The sequence below is a fragment of the Actinoplanes sp. SE50/110 genome, from assembly GCF_900119315.1.
Taxonomy (GTDB): Bacteria; Actinomycetota; Actinomycetes; order Mycobacteriales; family Micromonosporaceae; genus Actinoplanes.
This window is the reverse complement of sequence record NZ_LT827010.1, coordinates 1,698,308-1,716,792: the sequence shown is the minus strand read 5'-3', so window position 1 is coordinate 1,716,792 and position 18,485 is coordinate 1,698,308. Positions and strand designations below refer to the sequence as shown.

Annotated in this window: 14 protein-coding genes; 8 read left to right on the top strand and 6 right to left on the bottom strand. The window is 72.3% G+C overall.

Annotation, left to right across the window (positions count from 1 at the left end):
• Positions 1 to 17: 17 nt before the first annotated feature.
• Positions 18 to 344 (bottom strand): hypothetical protein, encoded by a 327-nt coding sequence (locus ACSP50_RS07675; RefSeq protein ID WP_014688589.1) that lies wholly within the window; start codon positions 342 to 344, stop codon positions 18 to 20.
• 163 nt (positions 345 to 507) lie between these two features.
• On the opposite strand from ACSP50_RS07675, the gene lpdA reads away from it, so the two are divergent.
• From lpdA to lipB, 5 genes are all read left to right on the top strand, one after another.
• Entirely contained in the window at positions 508 to 1,899 is a 1,392-nt protein-coding gene (lpdA, locus tag ACSP50_RS07670) for a dihydrolipoyl dehydrogenase (RefSeq protein ID WP_014688588.1), read from the top strand.
• A 40-nt stretch (positions 1,900 to 1,939) separates the two neighbouring features.
• Positions 1,940 to 3,727, top strand: a complete 1,788-nt coding sequence (sucB, locus tag ACSP50_RS07665; protein WP_080127752.1) for a 2-oxoglutarate dehydrogenase, E2 component, dihydrolipoamide succinyltransferase — start codon at positions 1,940 to 1,942, stop codon at positions 3,725 to 3,727.
• 84 nt (positions 3,728 to 3,811) lie between these two features.
• Positions 3,812 to 4,735, top strand: a complete 924-nt coding sequence (locus tag ACSP50_RS07660) for a TIGR01777 family oxidoreductase (RefSeq protein ID WP_014688585.1) — start codon at positions 3,812 to 3,814, stop codon at positions 4,733 to 4,735.
• A 30-nt stretch (positions 4,736 to 4,765) separates the two neighbouring features.
• A complete protein-coding gene (locus ACSP50_RS07655) occupies positions 4,766 to 6,652 on the top strand; it encodes a hypothetical protein (protein ID WP_014688584.1) in 1,887 nt (628 codons plus the stop codon).
• 32 nt (positions 6,653 to 6,684) lie between these two features.
• Positions 6,685 to 7,314 (top strand): lipoyl(octanoyl) transferase LipB, encoded by a 630-nt coding sequence (gene lipB, locus ACSP50_RS07650; protein WP_014688583.1) that lies wholly within the window; start codon positions 6,685 to 6,687, stop codon positions 7,312 to 7,314.
• Here lipB and ACSP50_RS07645 read toward each other — a convergent pair.
• The gene (locus tag ACSP50_RS07645; protein ID WP_014688582.1) at positions 7,311 to 8,525 is read right to left on the bottom strand and encodes a PQQ-binding-like beta-propeller repeat protein; all 1,215 of its coding nucleotides are present in this window, start codon (positions 8,523 to 8,525) and stop codon (positions 7,311 to 7,313) included. The genes lipB and ACSP50_RS07645 overlap by 4 nt on opposite strands.
• A gap of 15 nt (positions 8,526 to 8,540) precedes the next feature.
• On the bottom strand, positions 8,541 to 9,788 hold the full coding sequence (aspS, locus tag ACSP50_RS07640) for an aspartate--tRNA(Asn) ligase (protein WP_014688581.1): 1,248 nt from the start codon (positions 9,786 to 9,788) through the stop codon (positions 8,541 to 8,543).
• Between the two features lie 390 nt (positions 9,789 to 10,178).
• Here aspS and lipA point away from each other — a divergent pair, with 390 nt between their 5' ends.
• Positions 10,179 to 11,075 carry a lipoyl synthase gene (lipA, locus tag ACSP50_RS07635; protein WP_014688580.1) on the top strand — a complete coding sequence of 299 codons (897 nt, stop codon included), beginning with the start codon at positions 10,179 to 10,181 and terminating at the stop codon, positions 11,073 to 11,075.
• A 184-nt stretch (positions 11,076 to 11,259) separates the two neighbouring features.
• On the opposite strand, the gene ACSP50_RS07630 is transcribed toward lipA, so the two are convergent.
• The 3 genes from ACSP50_RS07630 to ACSP50_RS41640 form a co-directional block, all read right to left on the bottom strand.
• Entirely contained in the window at positions 11,260 to 11,529 is a 270-nt protein-coding gene (locus tag ACSP50_RS07630; RefSeq protein ID WP_014688579.1) for a hypothetical protein, read from the bottom strand.
• Between the two features lie 549 nt (positions 11,530 to 12,078).
• Positions 12,079 to 15,894, bottom strand: a complete 3,816-nt coding sequence (locus tag ACSP50_RS07625) for an AAA family ATPase (RefSeq protein WP_052311529.1) — start codon at positions 15,892 to 15,894, stop codon at positions 12,079 to 12,081.
• The gene (locus ACSP50_RS41640; RefSeq protein ID WP_014688577.1) at positions 15,864 to 16,019 is read right to left on the bottom strand and encodes a hypothetical protein; all 156 of its coding nucleotides are present in this window, start codon (positions 16,017 to 16,019) and stop codon (positions 15,864 to 15,866) included. The genes ACSP50_RS07625 and ACSP50_RS41640 overlap by 31 nt, the downstream gene beginning before the upstream one ends.
• 175 nt (positions 16,020 to 16,194) lie before the next feature.
• Between ACSP50_RS41640 and ACSP50_RS07620 the strand changes: the two genes are divergently transcribed.
• Positions 16,195 to 16,887: a DUF4191 domain-containing protein gene (locus tag ACSP50_RS07620; RefSeq protein WP_014688576.1), complete on the top strand. Its 693-nt coding sequence runs from the start codon at positions 16,195 to 16,197 to the stop codon at positions 16,885 to 16,887.
• Between the two features lie 62 nt (positions 16,888 to 16,949).
• Positions 16,950 to 18,479, top strand: a complete 1,530-nt coding sequence (locus tag ACSP50_RS07615) for a translation initiation factor IF-2 (RefSeq protein WP_014688575.1) — start codon at positions 16,950 to 16,952, stop codon at positions 18,477 to 18,479.
• Positions 18,480 to 18,485: the final 6 nt, after the last annotated feature.

The following is an 18,485-nucleotide window of genomic DNA, read 5'->3' as shown; positions in this document are numbered from 1 at the left end:
ACGGCGTGCCGCCCGGCCTAATCGGGCTGGGCGGCACGCTTGCGCCGGGCGTTGAAATCGCGCATGCGCTGCGGATAGCCGAGCAGCCGGACATCGTAGATCGGCAGCGAGAGCCGAAGGGCGAAACGGCGCGCGACCTCCGGTGACCCGATGCGCCGACGAGTCCATTCGCCGTCGTGTGCGACAAGCAACACGGTGGTCTCGGTCACTGTGGTGCGCGGCTCGACGAACGCCTCGACGCCACGGCGGGAGCGGACGAACTGCGTGAGGTGGTCGAGATCGGCCTGATCGACCGGGCGTCCGCCGGGCCCGGTGGACCGGGGACGACGCCGAAACCAGCCCACTGCTCCTCCTCACGCTGAATGCCGCAAGGGTACGACGAGCCGACGTGTCTTGGGGCACCTGGCTGCATTGAGCGGGTCTCCAAGTGACAAGATGTCCGAGACGGGACTGTGACCGTTTCCATTGTGTGACCCACATGGCGACGACTCGACTACGGGAGTCAACGTGAGCCAGCCGAACGGCGGAACCTTCGACATCGTCATTCTCGGCGCGGGCAGCGGCGGGTACGCGGCCGCGCTGCGCGCCGCCGAGCTCGACCTCTCCGTAGCGCTGATCGACAAGGCCGAGGTCGGCGGCACCTGCCTGCACCGCGGCTGCATCCCCACCAAGGCGCTGCTGCACGCCGCGGAGATCGCCGACCAGACCCGGGAGAGCGAGCAGTTCGGCGTCAAGGCCGACCTGGTCGGGATCGACATGGCCGGGGTCAACGCGTACAAGGACGGCGTCGTCGGCCGCCTCTACAAGGGCCTGCAGGGCCTGCTGGGCCACAACAAGAACATCACCCTGGTGCAGGGCGCCGGCCGGCTGGTCGGCAAGGACACCGTCGAGGTGGACGGGCAGCGCTACACCGGCCGCAACGTCATCCTGGCCACCGGCTCCTACTCGCGCAGCCTGCCCGGCCTGGACGTCGACGGCACCCGGGTGATCACCAGCGAGCACGCGCTGAAACTGGACCGGGTCCCGGCCTCGGCGATCGTGCTGGGCGGCGGCGTGATCGGCGTCGAGTTCGCCAGCGTGTGGAAGTCGTTCGGCGCCGACGTGACCATCATCGAGGCCCTCCCCCGCCTGGTCGCCGCGGAGGACGAGGAGATCTCGAAGACCGTCGAGCGCGCCTTCCGCAAGCGGAAGATCAACTTCAAGGTCGGCAAGCCGTTCGAGAAGGTCGAGAAGACCGCGGACGGCGTCAAGGTCACCATCGCCGGCGGCGAGACCCTGGAGGCCGAGGTTCTGCTGGTCGCGGTCGGCCGCGGCCCGACCACGGCGAACCTGGGCTACGAGGAGCAGGGCATCACCCTGGACCGCGGCTTCGTGATCACCAACGAGCGGCTGCACACCGGGGTCGGCAACATCTACGCCGTCGGCGACATCGTGCCCGGCCTGCAGCTCGCGCACCGCGGCTTCCAGCAGGGCATCTTCGTGGCCGAGGAGATCGCCGGCAAGAACCCGGCGGTCATCGACGAGGCCGGCATCCCGCGGGTCACCTACTCCGACCCGGAGGTCGCGTCCGTCGGCCTGACCGAGGCCAAGGCCAAGGAGAAGTACGGCGCGGACAAGGTCACGTCGTACAACTACAACCTGGGCGGCAACGGCAAGAGCCAGATCCTCAAGACCGCGGGCTTCGTCAAGCTGGTCCGGGTCGAGGACGGCCCGGTCGTCGGCGTCCACATGGTCGGCGCCCGGATGGGCGAGCTGGTCGGCGAAGCTCAGCTGATCTACAACTGGGAGGCCTTCCCGGAGGAGGTCGCCCAGCTCGTACACGCCCACCCGACGCAGAACGAGGCGCTGGGCGAGGCCTTCCTCGCGCTCGCGGGCAAGCCCCTGCACGCGCACAGCTGATTTCATCGCTTCGAGAAGCGTTAAAGGAGTTTGGGGAAAAATGCCGACATCGGTAACCATGCCGCGGCTGGGCGAGAGTGTCACCGAGGGCACCGTCACGCGCTGGCTCAAGCAGGAGGGTGAGCGGGTCGAGGTCGACGAGCCGCTGCTCGAGGTGTCCACCGACAAGGTCGACACCGAGATCCCGTCGCCCGCCGCGGGGGTGCTGACCCGGATCGTGGTCGGCGAGGACGAGACCGCGGAGGTCGGCAGCGAGCTGGCGGTCATCGCCGGGGAGGGTGAGGACGCCGGTGCGGCCGCCCCCGCCCCGCAGCAGCAGGCCGAGGCCGAGCCGGAGCCGGCCGCGCTGACCACCCCGTCGACCGAGAAGCCGGTCGAGGAGGAGGCGCCCGCGCCGCAGACCGCCGCCGGGTCCGCCGAGGGCACCGAGGTGAAGATGCCGGCGCTCGGCGAGAGCGTCACCGAGGGCACCGTCACCCGCTGGCTCAAGCAGGTCGGCGAGACCGTCGAGGTGGACGAGCCGCTGCTCGAGGTCTCCACCGACAAGGTGGACACCGAGATCCCGTCGCCGGTGGCCGGCACCCTGCTGGAGATCCGCGTTCCGGAGGACGAGACCGCCGAGGTCGGCGGGGTGCTCGCGATCGTCGGGTCGGCGTCGTCCGCGCCCGCCGCCGCGCCCGCTCCCGCGCAGCCCGCCCCGCGGCAGCCGGAGGCCGAGTCGAAGCCGGAGCCGAAGCCGGAGCCGAAGGCGGAGCCGGTCGGCGAGTCCTACGCGACGCCGGCCCCGGCCGCCGAGACGACGGCCCCCGCCCCGGCCGCGCCGCCCGCCGCTCCCGCGCAGCCGGCCGCACCGGCCGCCGAGACGGTCAAGGCGAACGGCGCCGGTGACGCCGGTTACGTGACCCCGCTGGTCCGCAAGCTGGCCGCGGAGAAGGGCGTGGACCTGTCCTCGCTGTCGGGGACCGGCGTCGGAGGCCGGATCCGCAAGCAGGACGTCCTCGACGCCGCTGCCGCCGCCCAGGCCGCCGCGGCGCCGGCGCCCGCCGCCGCTGCCCCGGCTGCCGCTGCCCCCGCCGCTCCGGCCGCCAAGGCGGAGCCGAGCCCGCTGCGCGGCCGCACCGAGAAGCTGACCCGCATCCGGGCCACCATCGCCCGGCGCATGGTGGAGTCGCTGCAGGTCTCGGCGCAGCTCACCACGGTCGTCGAGGTGGACGTCACCAAGATCGCCACGCTGCGGAACAAGGCGAAGGCCGACTTCCAGGCCAAGCACGGCGTCAAGCTGACCTTCCTGCCGTTCTTCGCCCTGGCCACGGTCGAGGCGCTGCAGCAGCACCCGGTGGTCAACTCGTCGATCGACGTCGAGGCGGGCACGGTCACCTACCACGGTGCCGAGCACCTGGGCATCGCGGTGGACGCGCCGAAGGGCCTGGTCGTCCCGGTGATCAAGGACGCCGGCGACCTGAACCTGGCCGGCCTGGCCAAGCGGATCGCCGACCTGGCCGACCGCACCCGCAACAACAAGATCGGGCCGGACGAGATCGGCGGCGGTACCTTCACGCTGACCAACACCGGCAGCCGGGGCGCGCTGTTCGACACCCCGATCATCAACCAGCCGCAGGTCGGCATCCTCGGCCTCGGCGCCGTGGTGAAGCGGCCGGTGATCGTGAACGACCCGAACCTCGGCGAGATCATCGCGCCGCGGTCGATGGTCTACCTGGCGCTCAGCTACGACCACCGGATCGTGGACGGCGCGGACGCCGCCCGCTTCCTGGTCACGCTCAAGGAGCGTCTGGAGGCCGGCCACTTCGAGCCGGACCTGGGCCTGTAGAGGTAGGACGTAAGGGCCGGGGGTACACACGTACCCCCGGCTCTCATGTTTTGAATCGGTTGATCTTCGGGAAAGAGAAAGAGCATGCGGATCGTCATGGCCGGCGCCTCCGGCTTTCTCGGTGCCCGGCTCGCCGCCCGGTTGCGGCAGAGCGGCCACGACATCACCCGGCTGGTCCGGAAACCCGTCCCGGGCGCCGGGCCGGAGGTCGCCGTCTGGGCGCCGTCGCAGGGCCGGCTCGACCTGTCGGTGCTCGCCGGCGCGGACGCGGTGGTCAACCTGGCCGGCGCCAACATCGGGGCCCGCCGGTGGACCGCGCAGTACAAGAACGTGCTGCGCTCCAGCCGGCTGGACACCACCGACACGATCGCCCGGACGATCGCCAAGCTGCCCGCCGGTGACCGCCCGCGGACCCTGCTGCAGTCCTCGGCGGTCGGCTGGTACGGCGACACCGGCGACCGCGAGGTCACCGAGGAGGCGCCGGCCGGCACCACGTTCCTGGCCGACGTCTGCCGGGTCTGGGAGGCCGCCGCCCATCCGGCCGAGGACGCCGGCTCGCGGGTGGTGCTGTTGCGCACCGCCCCGGTGCTGGACCGGCAGGGATCGCTGCTGAAACCGCTGCTCCCGGCGTTCAAGCTGGGCGCCGGCGCGCGGATCGGCGGGGGCCGGCAGTGGATGTCGTGGATCGCGCTGGCCGACTGGCTGGGCGCCGCCGAGTTCCTGCTGGAGCGCGAGGACGTGGCCGGTCCGGTCAACCTGGTCTCCGCCGAGCAGTGCACCAACCTGGAGTTCACCCGGGCGCTCGCCCGCCGGCTGCACCGCCCGGCGCTGCTGACCGTGCCCGGCCCGGTGCTCGACCTGGCGCTCGGCGAGCTGGCCGGGGAGGCACAGCGAAGCCAGCGGGCGATTCCCGGCGTTCTGCGCGGTGCGGGATTCTCCTGGATGTACCCGGACATCGAGTCCGCCTTGGCCGCCGCGCTGGATCCGGAACCGGCGAAGGCCCCCTGATCTCCAGGGCCCGCTGCTAACCTGCGCGTGATGTCCGTGACCGCCCCCGCCCCAGCCGCGTCCGCCGATCCTCCCTCCGAGCCCGCCGCCGCATCGGGCCGCGAGGCGCGCGAATGGCCTGTTCACCTGGCCTTCGCCGTCGTCGCGCTGTCCTTCGCGGTCTACGTGACGTGCGGCCTCTGGGCGGATCCGTACACCCATGTGCTCGCCGACAACGTCGGCGACCAGGCCTTCTTCGAATGGCTGATGGGGTACGGGTACTACACCGTCACGCACGGCTCGGACCCCTTCTTCACCAGCCTGCTGAACGCCCCCCTCGGGGTGAACCTGGCGGCCAACACCTCGATCACGGTGTACACGGTGCTGATGACGCCGCTGACCCACCTGGCCGGGCCGCAGGTCAGCTTCGTGACCGTGCTGACGCTGAACCTGGCCGGCTCCGCCTTCGCGTGGTATCTGTTCCTGCGCCGCTGGCTGGTCGGCAGCGCCGGGGCGGCCGCCGTGGCCGGGCTGTTCTGCGGCTTCGCCCCGGGGTTCATCTCGCACGCCAACGGCCATCTGAACTGGACCGCCGGCTGGGTCGCCCCGGTCGTCATCTGGCAGGTGCTGAAACTGCGTGAGCCGGGCCGCTGGCTACGCAACGGGATCATCCTCGGCGTGCTGATGGCGGTCGGTTTCTCGATCGCCGCCGAGGGCCTGTTCTACACCGCGCTGGCCTGCGCCGTGTTCCTGGTGATGTGGTCGCTGAGCCGGTCGGTCCGCACCGAGGCGCGGGACGCCTTCCTGACCGTGTTCCGCGCGCTCTGCGTGACCGGGCTGGTCGCCGGCGCGCTGCTGGCCTACCCGCTGTACATGCACTTCGCCGGGCCGCAGACGTTCAACGGCACCGGCTTCAACCAGCGGTACTTCGTCGAGGACGCCGCGTCCTACCTGTCCTTCCCGAACCGCTCCGTCGCCGGCTGGCTGGGCTGGCACGCCGACCTGGCGCCGAACCGGACCGAGGAGACGTCGTTCTTCGGCGTGCCCCTGGTCCTGCTGATCCTGGTCTCGTTCGTGGTGCTGTGGCGCCGGGCGGACGCCGGCCGGCGGGCCACACTGCGCGCGGTCGGCGCGGTCGGCGTGGTGTTCTTCGTCCTCTCCCTCGGGCCCCGGTTCAACCTGCAGAAGCACGAGTACCCGGACTTCCCGCTGCCGTACGCGGCGCTGGTGCACCTGCCGCTGTTCAACTCGGCGCTGCCGATCCGGTTCGCACTGGTCGTGGTCGGGGTCTTCGGCATCCTGCTGGCGCTGATCCTGGACCAGCTGATCACCAGGAAGATCCCGTCCGGCTCGCTGCTGCACACCGCACTGGCCTCGGCCGCGGTGATCGGTCTGCTGCCGATCGTCCCGCTGCCGGTGCGGATCCAGTTCCGGACACCGGAGCCGGCGTTCATCGCGCAGGGTCTCTGGAAGAACTACGTGCCCGAGGGCGGGACGCTCTCCGCCCTGCCGTTCGGGGCCAACGTCACCGCGGACGCCCAGCGCTGGCAGGCGTACACGATGGCTCGCGGCGGGCGGCAGTTCCGGATCCCGGACGGCTACTTCCTCGGCCCGCAGACCACCGGCGACACCGGCCGGAAGCAGCCGGGCCGGATCGGCGCACCGCCGATGGCCACCGACTGGCTGTTCCTGCGCGCCGCCTGGTACGGCTACATCACCACGCTGACCAACGGGGACCGCGCCCAGGCCCGCGCCGACTTCGAGTACTGGGGGCTGGACGCGGTGTTCCTGCCGTCCACCATCACCGGCTCGGACCACCAGACGCTGAACCGGACCGCGGTCGAGAGCACCGCCCGGGACCTGCTCGGTGAGCCCGAGGTGGTGGGTGACGTCCTGGTGTGGCGCATCCGTCGCGGAGTCGACCCCGTCGACCGGTAGGTACCCGCCGGTACGGGGATACGCTGGCCGTCGTGACAACCTCCGTACTCACCGTTCTGCGCCCCGGCCTGGTCGACTACCGCGACGCGTGGGACGAGCAGAAGCGTCTGCACGAGGCCGTGGCCGACGGCGCCCAGCCGGACACCATCCTGCTGCTGGAGCACCCCAGCGTCTTCACCGCCGGTAAACGCACCGAGCCGGCGGACCGGCCGTGGGACGGCACCCCGGTGGTCGACGTCGACCGCGGCGGCAAGATCACCTGGCACGGTCCGGGCCAGCTGGTCGGCTACCCGATCCTGCGCCTGCCCGACCCGGTCGACGTGGTCGCCTACGTGCGCCGGGTCGAGCAGCTGCTGATCGACGTGTGCGCCGAGTTCGGCGTCGCCACCGAACGGGTCGAGGGCCGCAGCGGCGCCTGGGTGCGGGCCACCGACGGCGGCCTCGACCGCAAGATCGCGCAGATCGGGATCCGGGTGGCGCGCGGCGTCACCCTGCACGGCTTCGCCCTCAACTGTGACTGCGACCTGGCGAATTTCGAGCGGTTCGTGCCGTGCGGGATCCGGGACGCCGGGGTGACCTCGCTCAGCGCCGAACTCGGCCGGCCGGTGCCGGTCGCCGAGGTGATGCCGGTCGTCGAGCGGCACCTGGCGACGCTCTTCTAGCCGACCCGCCAGACGCTGCGGGCGCTGCCCGTCGTCGGGCAGGCCAGAAACGGCCCGGCGACGGTGCAGCCGAACGGGAGCACACCGGCCAGCTCACCGTGCAGGCGGCCGGTGCGCAGGTCGGTCACCCGGGTGCCGCCGGTCACCGCGCGCAGCATCAGGCCACCGGTGGCCACACCGCGGCCCAGCTCGGTGACGACCCGGCCGGTCGCCGGATCCAGCCGGGCGACCCGGCCGCCCGCCGACGTGGCGAGATCGTCAGCGGTGTACGACGCCCACTCCGCGCCGCTCCAGCGCACCTCGCCGGTGGCCGTATCGAGCGCGGTGGTGCCGCCGCTGCCGGTGACGCAGAGCAGGTGGCCGCAACTCACCGCGGACACCGGGAACGGCCGCGGCACCGAGGTGAGCCAGGTGAGGCTCCCGTCCGTGATGCTCAGCGCGGCCACGGCGGACGGACCCAGCACGTACGCGTGATCACCGGCGACGGCCACCGACGGCTGGTACGGCCGCGTCCCGTCGATGATCAGCTGCTCCTCCGGCACGATCACGCCGTTCAGATCCCGGCTCGTGGCCAGCCGCCCGTCGGCTGTCGACCGCATCTCCACCTGGCCGCCGTCGTTCAGCATGATCAGCCGGAAGCCGGCCGGATCCAGCGCGGCAGCGGCCGCGTACCCGGGCCGCGTCCACCGGGTCCGGCCCGACGCCAGATCCACCAGCCGCAGCCGGGCCTCTCCGGTGTCGCTGTCGAAATAGCTGACCAGTGCCCGGTCGCCGAACGGCGCGACGGTGCTGCCGTCCGGCGGGCGCCAGCGGACCCTGCCGGTCGCCACGTCGAGCACCGTCACGGTGCCCTCGGCATCGGCGATCAGGACCGGACCGGCCACCGTCAGCCGAAGTTCTCCGCCGTCCAGCGGGACCCGGACCTGCCAGTCCGGGCCGCCGGCCACCAGCGGGCGCGCCACGATCACCGCGCCCGCGCCCGGGCCGGCCGCCCGGTGCGCCGCGTACAGCGCCCGGTCGGTGCACACACTGTCCAGCGTCGCCTGGCCGCCGGTCGAGGCGATCATCGGGAACGGCGGCGGGAGCGCCGGCACGGCCGCGGCACCGACCGGCAGCAGCACGGCGGCCGCGGCCAGCAGCTTCCACCACCGGGTCCCGGACGGGCGACGAACCGGGGCCGGGGCCGGCGCGGCATCGAGGTCGATCAGCACCGGCCCAAGCTAACCCTAGGGAGCCACCCGGTGCGGGTCGCGCGGGAAAGCCGCCACCTCGCGCACGTTGGCCGCCCCGGTCAGCCGCGCGACCAGCCGCTCCAGGCCGATCGCCCAGCCACCGTGCGGGGGCATCCCGTACCGGAAAGCCTCCAGATAGCCCGCATAGGCCGCGAGTGGCTCACCGGCCGCGCGCAGCGCGGCGACACAGTCGGCGTGCCGATGCAGCCGCTGGCCGCCCGTGACGATCTCCAAACCTCGGAAGAGCAGGTCAAAGCCGTTGGAGTACGTCGTGTCGGCCGGGTCGGGATGGGTGTAGAACGGCCGTTTACGCATCGGATAGCCGGTCACGTAGACGAACTCCGACCCGTGCTCACGCCGCGCCCACTCGCCCAGCGCCCGCTCGTGCGCCGGCGCCAGGTCGGGCTCGCCGGCCGGGGCGCCGGCGATCCGCAACGCCTCGGTGAAGTGCACCGCCGGGATCTCCGCCGGCACCTCCGGGGTCACCACCCCGGTCCGGGCCGTCACCTCGCCGAGCATCCCGCCGAGCGTGCGGGTCAGGGCGGCCATCACGTCCCGGTGGTCGGCGACGAACCCCATCTCGGCGTCGAGCGACGTGTACTGGGTCAGGTGCCGGGCGGTGTCACTGTTCTCCGCGCGGAACACCGGGCCGACCTCGAATACCCGTTCCAGGACGCCGACCATCATCTGCTTGTAGAACTGCGGCGACTGCGCCAGGAACGCGGGCCTGCCGAAATAGTCCAGCTGGAAGACGTTCGCGCCGGACTCGGTGGCCGACTCGACGATCTTCGGCGTGTGGATCTCGACGAACCGCTGCGCCTCCAGCGCCGCGCGGAAACCGGCGGTCGCGGCGGCGGCCACCCGGAGCGCGGTACGGCGCGCCGGGTGCCGCAGCGCGACCGCGGCGTGGTCCAGCTGCGCGGGCAGGCCCGCGGTGAGCGCAGGCCGGTGCAGATCGAACGGCAGCGGTACGTCCACAGCGGAGTGCACCCGGATCGCCGGAGCGGTGAGTTCGACGCCGCCCGGCGCCTGCTCGTTCGGGGTGACCACGGCGACGATCGCGACGACGGTCTCCTCGCGCAGGTCACCGGGGTCGTCGACGACCACCTGGGCCAGCCCGGCGGCGTCCCGGACGATCAGGAAAGTGACCGACTTCAGCCGGCGGATCCGGTGGACCCAGCCCTCGACCAGCACCTTCTCGTGCGGGTGGGCGGCCAGTTCGGTGGAGAGGATGCGTTGCACGGCGGTCGACCTCCTCAGGATGCTGCAACGCGGCCCCGGGGAGGTGCGGGCGAGCGGGATCCTCGCGGTACCACCACACCTTCGCGCCCCGCCGATCGCCGGGGCGCCTCTTGCACTGCTCGGCTCCGGGGTGTCTTCGCGCTCCGGCGCACGGGCCACCGTCACAGCTGCGGGTGGCTCTCTCGGCCGGCGTTTGCGGAGCGTTACTCGGTCCCATCACTGCCGTAGCCGGGACGTTAACGCCCCACGACCGGCGCGTGCATCCGAATTTCGTTTCGGAGGTGACGGCGGTCACAGGTCAGGTCACGTGAGCCTCGTCGCCCCTGCGCCTCGACCGGTCGTCTCCGGCGTATCTTCGGGGTTGTGACTATTGCTCCCGAGGGCCGCCGCATGCTGCGCATCGAGGCGCGCAACGCCGAGACTCCCATCGAGCGGAAGCCGCCGTGGATCAAAGTCAAAGCGAAAATGGGCCCCGAGTACACGCAGATGCGTGGCCTCGTGCAGAAAGAGGGCCTGCACACGGTCTGCCAGGAAGCCGGCTGCCCCAACATCTACGAATGCTGGGAAGACCGTGAGGCCACCTTCCTGATCGGCGGCGACCAGTGCACCCGGCGCTGCGACTTCTGCCAGATCGACACCGGCAAGCCGGCCGAGTTCGACGCCGACGAGCCGCGCCGCGTCGGTGAGTCCGTCGCCACCATGGGCCTGCGCTATGCCACCGTCACCGGCGTCGCCCGCGACGACCTGCCCGACGGCGGTGCCTGGCTCTACGCGGAAACCGTCCGCCAGATCCACGCTCTGCAGCCCGGCTGCGGCGTCGAGCTGCTCATCCCCGACTTCAACGCCGACCCGGCCCAGCTGGCCGAGGTGTTCGGCGCCCAGCCCGAGGTCCTCGCGCACAACGTCGAAACCGTCCCGCGGATCTTCAAGCGGATCCGCCCCGGCTTCCGGTACGAACGCTCCCTCGACGTGATCACCCAGGCCCGCGCGGCGAACCTGGTCACCAAGAGCAACCTGATCCTCGGCATGGGCGAGGAGCGGGCGGAGATCTCGGCCGCCCTCCGCGACCTGCACGCCGCGGGCTGCGAGCTGATCACCATCACGCAGTACCTGCGGCCGACCCCGCGGCACCACCCGGTGGAGCGCTGGGTCAAGCCGGAGGAGTTCGTCGAGCTCCGCGAGGAGGCCGAGGCGATCGGCTTCGCCGGGGTGATGAGCGGGCCGCTGGTCCGGTCCTCCTACCGGGCCGGCCGCCTCTACCGTCAGGCGCTCGACGCCCGCGGCTGATCCGTCGGTTTTCGTCCGCGGCCCGCGTCTGCTCGCGGGCCGCGTTCGGGGCCGCCCTTGTGCGGCGCCTCCGTAGGCTTTTCTTCACCACGGCCGCGTCTGCTCGGAGACCCGTCAACGGATGAAGGCCCGCAACCTCTCCAGGTCATCCGTTGCCTGGAATGGTTGCGGGCCTTCGCCGCGTTCACTTCTTGCCCTTCTTGCCTTTCTTCTCCTTACCTTTGCCCTTCTCCGCGCCCCTGTCCCTGGCCTGCCCCTCACGTTCCCGCCGGAACTCGGCGAGCCGCCGATCCGTCTCCGCCTCGGCCGCCGCCGCCTCGGGGAACATCATCGGATAGAGCAACCTGGCGAACAGAATGGCAATCGGCGCAAGCCAAGCCCACCAGGGAATCCCGGAGTCCGGCCCGAACAACGCCTCGACGACCCGATAAGCCATGTCGACCGCGCTGTCCATCACCGGCCCCCCGGGGGCGTGCGGAACTTGTCGTTCATGACGGCTCCCTTAGCTGTTGGTCGGCCCCCAATATCGGAGCCCCGCCAGCCGTCATTAGCCTTCCCCGGCCGCGCCCCCGCATCCCGGCCGGCGCGAGCGTTTCCGGCCGGCATTCGCTCCCACCTCGCAACCGTCCACACCGGCCCCGCACCCGGATACCCGATGCGCTCCAACGGACAGCGCGACTGACCGCAGCCCGACGAGGTACAGCACGACCGACCACGGCCCAACCGACCGCAACGCGGCAAACCGCAACGCAACTGACCGCAACGCGACCGACCGCAGCACAACTGACCGCAACGCGACCGACCGCAACCCGACCGACCGCAACGCGACCGACCGCAACCCGACCGACCGCAGCGCGACCGACGACAGGCAGCAACACGGCAGGCGGCAGCGCTGCAAACGGCAGCGCCTTGGTAGCCGCCAGGGCATGGCATGCCAAAGGCCGGCGGTGACGACCGGCACGCGACCGGCCTTACGTCCGCCAGAGGGGCGGCGGCACGGCGATCAGTCGGCCAACAGGTTGAGGCGGTGGGCGACGGCGGCGGCCTCGATGCGGTTGGTCACCGCGAGTTTCGCGATGATCCGGGAGACGTGGACGCTCGCCGTCTTCGGCGAGATGAACAGGCGCTGGGCGATCTGGCCGTTGCTCTGCCCCTCGGCGACCAGCCGGAGCACTTCCCGCTCGCGGGCGGTGAGCACCTCCTCGAGCGTTCCGGCGGCTGTCGCCGCCGGGCGGACCCCGAGCCGCCGGGCCAGCGTCTCCGCGGCCTCGACCAGCGGCGTCACCCGCAGGCCGTCGGCGATCGCGGTGACCTCGGCGAGTGCTGTAGCCGCCGCGGTCCGGTCGGCGGCGTTCGCCTCCGCGGCCCGCAGCAGCGCACACGCCAGTTCGTAGGGCTGCCCGTCAGCACGCCAGGCCGCGACTGCCGCGCCCCACCGCTCAGCGCCCCCGTCCAGCTCCGCCGCCACCTGGGCCGCCCCGGCCAACTCGGCGGGATAGTGCCGCGGCAACTGCTCCGCCGCCCACCAGATTCGAGCAGCCAGCCGCGCCGCCTCCACCGAAAGATCGTCCCCTGGAGCCCCCGCCGTGGAAGCCCCGTTTCGCACCCCGTCCCCTGAAGAAGCCACACTTCGCGACACCGCCCGGGCCGAAGCCACCTCCCGCGATGCCGCCCCGAACGAAACCGCATCCCCCGACGCCGCCCCGAACGAAACCGCATCCCCCGACACCGCCCCGAACGAGGCCACATCCGGCGATACGGCCTCTATCGGAACCGCGTCCTGTGACAACGCCCATGACGAGGTCGCATCCCGGATCGGCATCCGCAAACTGGCCGCATCCCGCGATCCCGGTTCCCAAGAAGGCGCATCCCGCAGAGCCGCCGCCAGCGAGGCCGCCGATGAGACAGCGGCACGCGGAGAGGGCGCGGAGCGCCCCGCGACGGGTGAGGAGGCGGCACCGGCAGAAGTGATGTCGCGGTCCTGAGAAGAGTCGCGGGCCAGGGCGGAGTCTCGGGCCAGGGCAGGATCTCGGGCCACGGCAGGATCTCGGGCCAGGGCAGATTTGCGGACCCGAGCGGAATCCCGGGCCGAGGAAGAATCCGGGGCCGAGACAGAATCCCGGGCGGAGGCAGGATCGCGGGCCGGGGCAGGGTCGTGGGCCGGGGTGGCATCGCGGGCTGCGGAGACCGCTCGGGCCGCGGTGGCCAGCAGCTGCCAGGTGTAGCGCGGGCGGTCGAGCAGTGCCGGGTCCTGCAGGGCGACCCGGGCCACCGCCACCGCTGCCGGCACGTCCCGTTCGTGGAGGGCGGCGAGGACGCGCAGCTCGTGCATCCAGAGTTTCTTCTCGGCCGGCACGTAGGGCTTGCCGAGCATGCCGATGGCGCGGCTGAGCAGGGGGCCGGCGCCGGCGTGGCCGCGGGCCAGGCGGAGACGGGCGCGCAGGCGGAGCCAGGGCAGGGCCATCAGGCCGGGTGGGTCCTGGCGGGCGGCCTCGGCCAGGCGGGCGTCGGCCTCGTCCCAGCGGCCCAGGGCGAGCAGCGCCTCGGCGTGGTTGGCGAGCAGGTGGACCCCGGTGGTGCGGGCCACACCGTACCGTGCGGCGTGCGGAACGCCCTCGGCCGCGGCGGCGGCGGACTCCTGGTAGCGGCCCAGCTCGAACAGCGCGTCGGAAACGTTGACCAGGCCGTGACACAGCGCCTGCTCGTCGTCGAGCCGGCGGGCCTGGGCGAGGGCGCCGAGCAGTGTGGGCAGACCCTCCTGCGCCGTCACCCGGCCGGCGCAGACCTGGCCCTTGGTGATCTCCGCATACACCTGGGCGGTGGTGTCGCCGAGCTCGTCGACCGACGCCCGGACCTGATCCCAGATCCGGGACACCTCGTCGCCGTCCATCCCGGCGAACAGATAGGCCACCTCGCCGAGCAGCTCCGCCCGCCCCGGCTCGGCAAACGCCGAAGCCGAGGCCGAATCGGAGGCCGACAGCGAAGCGGAAGCCGCATCGGAAACGGAAGTCGAATCGGAAACGGAAGTCGGAGCCGAGGCGGAGGGTGCAGCGGAAGCGGAGACGACCGCGGAAGACCCCGCAGACGCACCGGACACCGCCGGTGCGGCAGGAGCTGACGCCACGGCAGGCGCCGCCGACGTGACCGGCACGGCGGTGAGCAGCCGATACGCCTCCTTGGTCTCGGCGAACCCATCGCTCTTGCCCATGTTGCGCAGCAGCCGGGCCCGGCAGACCAGCAGCCGGGCGGCACGCAGCGGCTCGGCCTCGGAGTCCAGCTCGGCGAGCGCCGCCTGGGTCAGTTTCAGCGCCCGGGTCAGCTCCCCGGAGTCGATCGCGACCAGCGCGGTCTCCTCCAGCAGGTCGAGGTGGCAGACACCGAGCAACGAGCCGGCCGCGGGCACCTGCTCCCACAACTCCAGCACCCGGTCGAGCAGGCGGGCCTGCTCCGCGTACGCGAACTGCCGCCCGGCCTCGTCGGCCGCGAGTTTCGCGCTGACCAGGGCCCGCGGGTGGTTTCCGGCCGCGTGCCAGTGGTGGGCGGTTTCGGCGGGGGCCCGGCCCGGCGGGACGAGGTGCGGGTCGGCCTCGATCGCCTCGGCGTAACGGGCGTGCAGGCGGAGGTGCTCGCCGGGCAGCAGGTCGTCGTGGACCGCCTCGCGGACCAGGGCGTGGCGGAACTCATAGCCCCGCTCCGGGTCGAAGACGATCAATCGGGCGGCGACCACGACCCGCAGTGCCGAGTCGAGGGTGACCTCGTCGACGCCGGCGACCCGGGTGATCAGCTCGTGGCCGAGCCGGGTGCCGCCGACCGCGGCGACGCGCAGCATCCGCTGGGCCGCCTCGGTCAGCTGGTCGACCCGGGAGAGCAGCAGGTCACGAAGGGTTTCCGGGATGTCGGCGCAGGCCGGGTCGGCGGTGGCGGCGAGCTGCTCGATGAAGAACGGCACGCCCTGGGCGCGCCGGTCGACGGCGTCGACGGTCTGCGGCCGCGGCTCGCCGCCGAGCAGGTGGGTGAGCAGCTCCGCGGTGCCGTCCCGGTCGAGCCGGTGGATCTCCAGGCGTTGCACGCCGCGGACCCGCTCCAGCTCGGCGACGAACGGGCGCAGCGGGTGGCCGCGGTGCAGCTCGTCGGTGCGGTAGGTGGCCAGCAGCAGCATCCGGGGCGCGCGGGCGGAACGGACCAGGAAGGCGATCAGGTCCCGGGTGGAGCGGTCGGCCCAGTGCAGATCCTCCAGCACCAGCAGCAGCGGGCGCTCCACGGCGAGCCGGGCGAACAGCGCCGCGACGAGCTCGAAGAGCAGCCCGCGATGGGTGTCACCGAACTCCGGCGCGGGGCCGAGCTCGGGCAGCAGCCGGGCGAGGCCGGACTCGCGCCCCTCCAGGACCGCCACCCCCTCGTCGCGGACCAGCTCGCGCAGGGCGGCCGCGAACGGCGCGAAGGGCAGCCCCTCCTCGCCGAGCTCCAGGCACTGGCCGGTGAGCACCCGGACCGGCTCGCCGGCCAGGCTCCGGGTGAACTCCTCGACCAGCCGGGTCTTGCCGACCCCGGCCTCGCCGCCGAGCAGCACGGCGGCCGGCTCGCCGCCGCGGACCCGCCGGAACGTGTCGCGCAGCGCGGCCAGATCGGCATCCCGGCCGACCAGGATCTCGCTCGCCGTCATCATGGGGTCGAGCATGCCACGCGGATCCGACAGAAAATCCGGACCGATCGTGCGGGACGGGGCCGCGGCATCGGCCAGCCGGCCGATCGTGCCGGACAGGGCCGCGGCGTCGGCCAGCCGGCCGGTCACGCCGGACGGGGCCGCGGCACCGGCCACCGCACGCTGCGCCGGCGTCGCGGCCGCCCACCGGCCGCCTCGCGGGCCCGCCGGTACGCCTCGGCCTCCTGCCGCAGCTGCTCGCCGCGCTGCCGGGCCAGACTCAGATTGATCTCGGGATACATGGCGGTGCGCTCCTCGCGTCGAGTCGTCGTCCTTGCTGACGTCGACTCTTCGCGCGAAGGCGGCGGCCGGGCATGGGGACGCCGCCGCACTTCCGGGCCGCGCACTGCCTTACCGGGCACGCCCGGGGTGCCCGGGACGCCGTAAGGTACCTGAGGCTGACTACACTTTCCGGCTATGGCAAAACCCCAGGAGAAGGTGTCCTTCGTCGAGCGCCTGAAGCAGATCGGCCAGGTGTTCAGTTTCACCGCGAAACAGGACAAGTGGTTCGTCCCGCTCGTCCTCGCGGCGGTGCTGATCCCGATCGCGCTCACCGTGGTCGCCGTGCTCCTGGGCTGGGGTGTGCTGTTCATCCCGGTCGGCATCCTGGTCACCGTGCTGGCCGTGCTGATCGTGCTGAACCTGCGCTCGAACACCGCGATGATGAACGTGGCCGAGGGCCAGCCCGGCGCGGCCGCCTCGCTGATGGAGAACATGCGCGGCGACTGGCGGGTCCGTCCGGCGGCCAGCTCGACCACCCAGTTCGACATGGTCCACGTGGTGATCGGCCGGCCCGGTGTGATCCTGCTCGCCGAGGGCCACCCGCAGCGGGTCAAGGCCCTGCTCGGCCAGGAGAAGAAGCGCCTGTCGAAGGTGATCGGCAACGCACCGCTCTACGACTACGTGATCGGCTCCGAGGAGGGCCAGCTCCCGGTCCGCAAGCTGCGCACCACGATGCTGAAGCTGCCCCGCAACCTGACCGGCAAGGACGTGAACGCGCTGGACACCCGCCTGTCCGCGCTGATGGCCCGGCCGCAGATGCCCAAGGGCGCGATCCCGAAGAACATGCGGCCGAGCAAGGGCGCGTTCCGGCAGCAGCGTCCACGCTAAGCTCGCGATCCACCCGGTGGTCCACCCCCGTCACCGGGACGCGAACTGAAAACGGAGACGAGATGCCTACCGCTGGGCCTTACCGCCTGCAGCGCCAGCTGTCGAGCTGCGAGGTCGGTGACGTCTGGTCGGGCGTCGACGCGCAGGGGCGGCCGGTGACGGTCGCCCAGCTCAATGAGCTCGCGTCGGCCGACGACCGCTGGCGCGGCGCTTTCGCCGCGGCTTCCGAGGCGCTGGGCCAGTCCGACACCGATCGGCTGCCGATCGACGGCTCCGACCATCTCGGCGAGCGGCCCTGGGTCGCCTGCCCGGAGGGCGAGGGCCAGGGCGACGCGGCGGAGATCTTCACGGTGCTGGGCCAGAAGCTGCGTCCGGTCACCGCCGGGCCGCCGGTGGAGACGCCGCCGCCGGCCTCCGGCGACGCGGTGGTCGAGCAGCATTCCGATTCGGTACGTCGTGAGCAGGATCCGCCGACGGCGCCCTTCCCGCCGGTGCCGAGTCCATTCCCGGCCGCCGCCGGCCACCCCGTGTCGGCGCAGCCGTTCGCCGCCCAACCGGTGTCGGCGCAGCCCATGTCGGCACAGCCCATGTCGGCGCAGCCGTGGCCGGCCACGCCCGGTCCGGCCCAGCCGATGTCCGCCCAGCCCGGGCCGGAGCGTCCCATCCCGGCGTTCCCGGTCGCCACCCAGCCGGTGTCCGCGCAGCCCGTTTCCGCCCAGCCGGTCTCGGCGCATCCGGTGTCCGACCACCCCGTGTCCGGCCACCCGGTCTCGGCTCAGCCCGTCTCCAGCCACCCGGTCTCCGGCCATCCGACGTCCGGACTGCCCGCCTTCAGTCACCCGATCTCCGCGGTGCCGGTGTCCGGGAGCGGCCAGGCGTACCAGCAAATCGGTCGCCCGCCGCGCCCCGACCGCCTCCTGTTGCTGATCGTCGGCCTGGTGTGCCTGCTTCTCGGCGGCGCCGCCGGCGCCGCCGTGGTCTCCCTGCAGCGCGATGGCAAGCCGCGACCGGCGGCGAGCGACGCGCCGGTCACCTACACCGACGCTCAGCTGCTGCTGCCCGCCACGCCGCCGGTCGCGCCGGGGCTGACCCCGGAGCCGGACGGCGAGTGGCCGAAAAGCTGGCCGACCTTCGGCAGCAAGGCCACGGTCAAGCGGGTGACCGATCTCGACGGTGTCGGCTTCGATTTCAAGGTGCCCGACGGCTGGACCTGCGAGCTCGCCGAGAAGGCCGCGGCCGCGGTGCACTACCGGTGCGGCGCGTTCCAGGGGCCGACCCTGACCGCCGGCGGCGATCTCTACGTGCGCACCTGCGCGGCGGTCTGTGACGACAAGGCGCGTCAAGCCCTGCGGCAGCGCGAGGAGGCCTGGGGTCTACGGTGGACCAGCGGCACCTCGCTGCGCTCCTGGGCGGAGACCGACACCATCGACGGCAAGCCGCAGTACGGGCTGGTCTACGTCGGGTTCTGGCGCACCACCCCGGAGGACGTGCTGAACCGCGAGGTCGTGCTGCGGATGACCGCGCCGCCCGCCGCCAAGAAGGACGTGAAGAGAGTGGCCGACAACATCCGCGACCGCACGTACACGCAGTAAAAGGAG

Excerpts from the sequence above, each read along its gene's own strand:
- sucB (WP_080127752.1), top strand. The coding sequence starts at position 1,940 with ATGCCGACATCGGTAACCATGCCGCGGCTGGGCGAGAGTGTCACCGAG.
- ACSP50_RS07660 (WP_014688585.1), top strand. The coding sequence starts at position 3,812 with ATGCGGATCGTCATGGCCGGCGCCTCCGGCTTTCTCGGTGCCCGGCTC.
- ACSP50_RS07655 (WP_014688584.1), top strand. The coding sequence starts at position 4,766 with ATGTCCGTGACCGCCCCCGCCCCAGCCGCGTCCGCCGATCCTCCCTCC.
- lipA (WP_014688580.1), top strand. The coding sequence starts at position 10,179 with ATGCTGCGCATCGAGGCGCGCAACGCCGAGACTCCCATCGAGCGGAAG.
- ACSP50_RS07630 (WP_014688579.1), bottom strand. The coding sequence starts at position 11,529 with ATGGACAGCGCGGTCGACATGGCTTATCGGGTCGTCGAGGCGTTGTTC.
- ACSP50_RS41640 (WP_014688577.1), bottom strand. The coding sequence starts at position 16,019 with ATGTATCCCGAGATCAATCTGAGTCTGGCCCGGCAGCGCGGCGAGCAG.
- ACSP50_RS07620 (WP_014688576.1), top strand. The coding sequence starts at position 16,195 with ATGGCAAAACCCCAGGAGAAGGTGTCCTTCGTCGAGCGCCTGAAGCAG.
- ACSP50_RS07615 (WP_014688575.1), top strand. The coding sequence starts at position 16,950 with ATGCCTACCGCTGGGCCTTACCGCCTGCAGCGCCAGCTGTCGAGCTGC.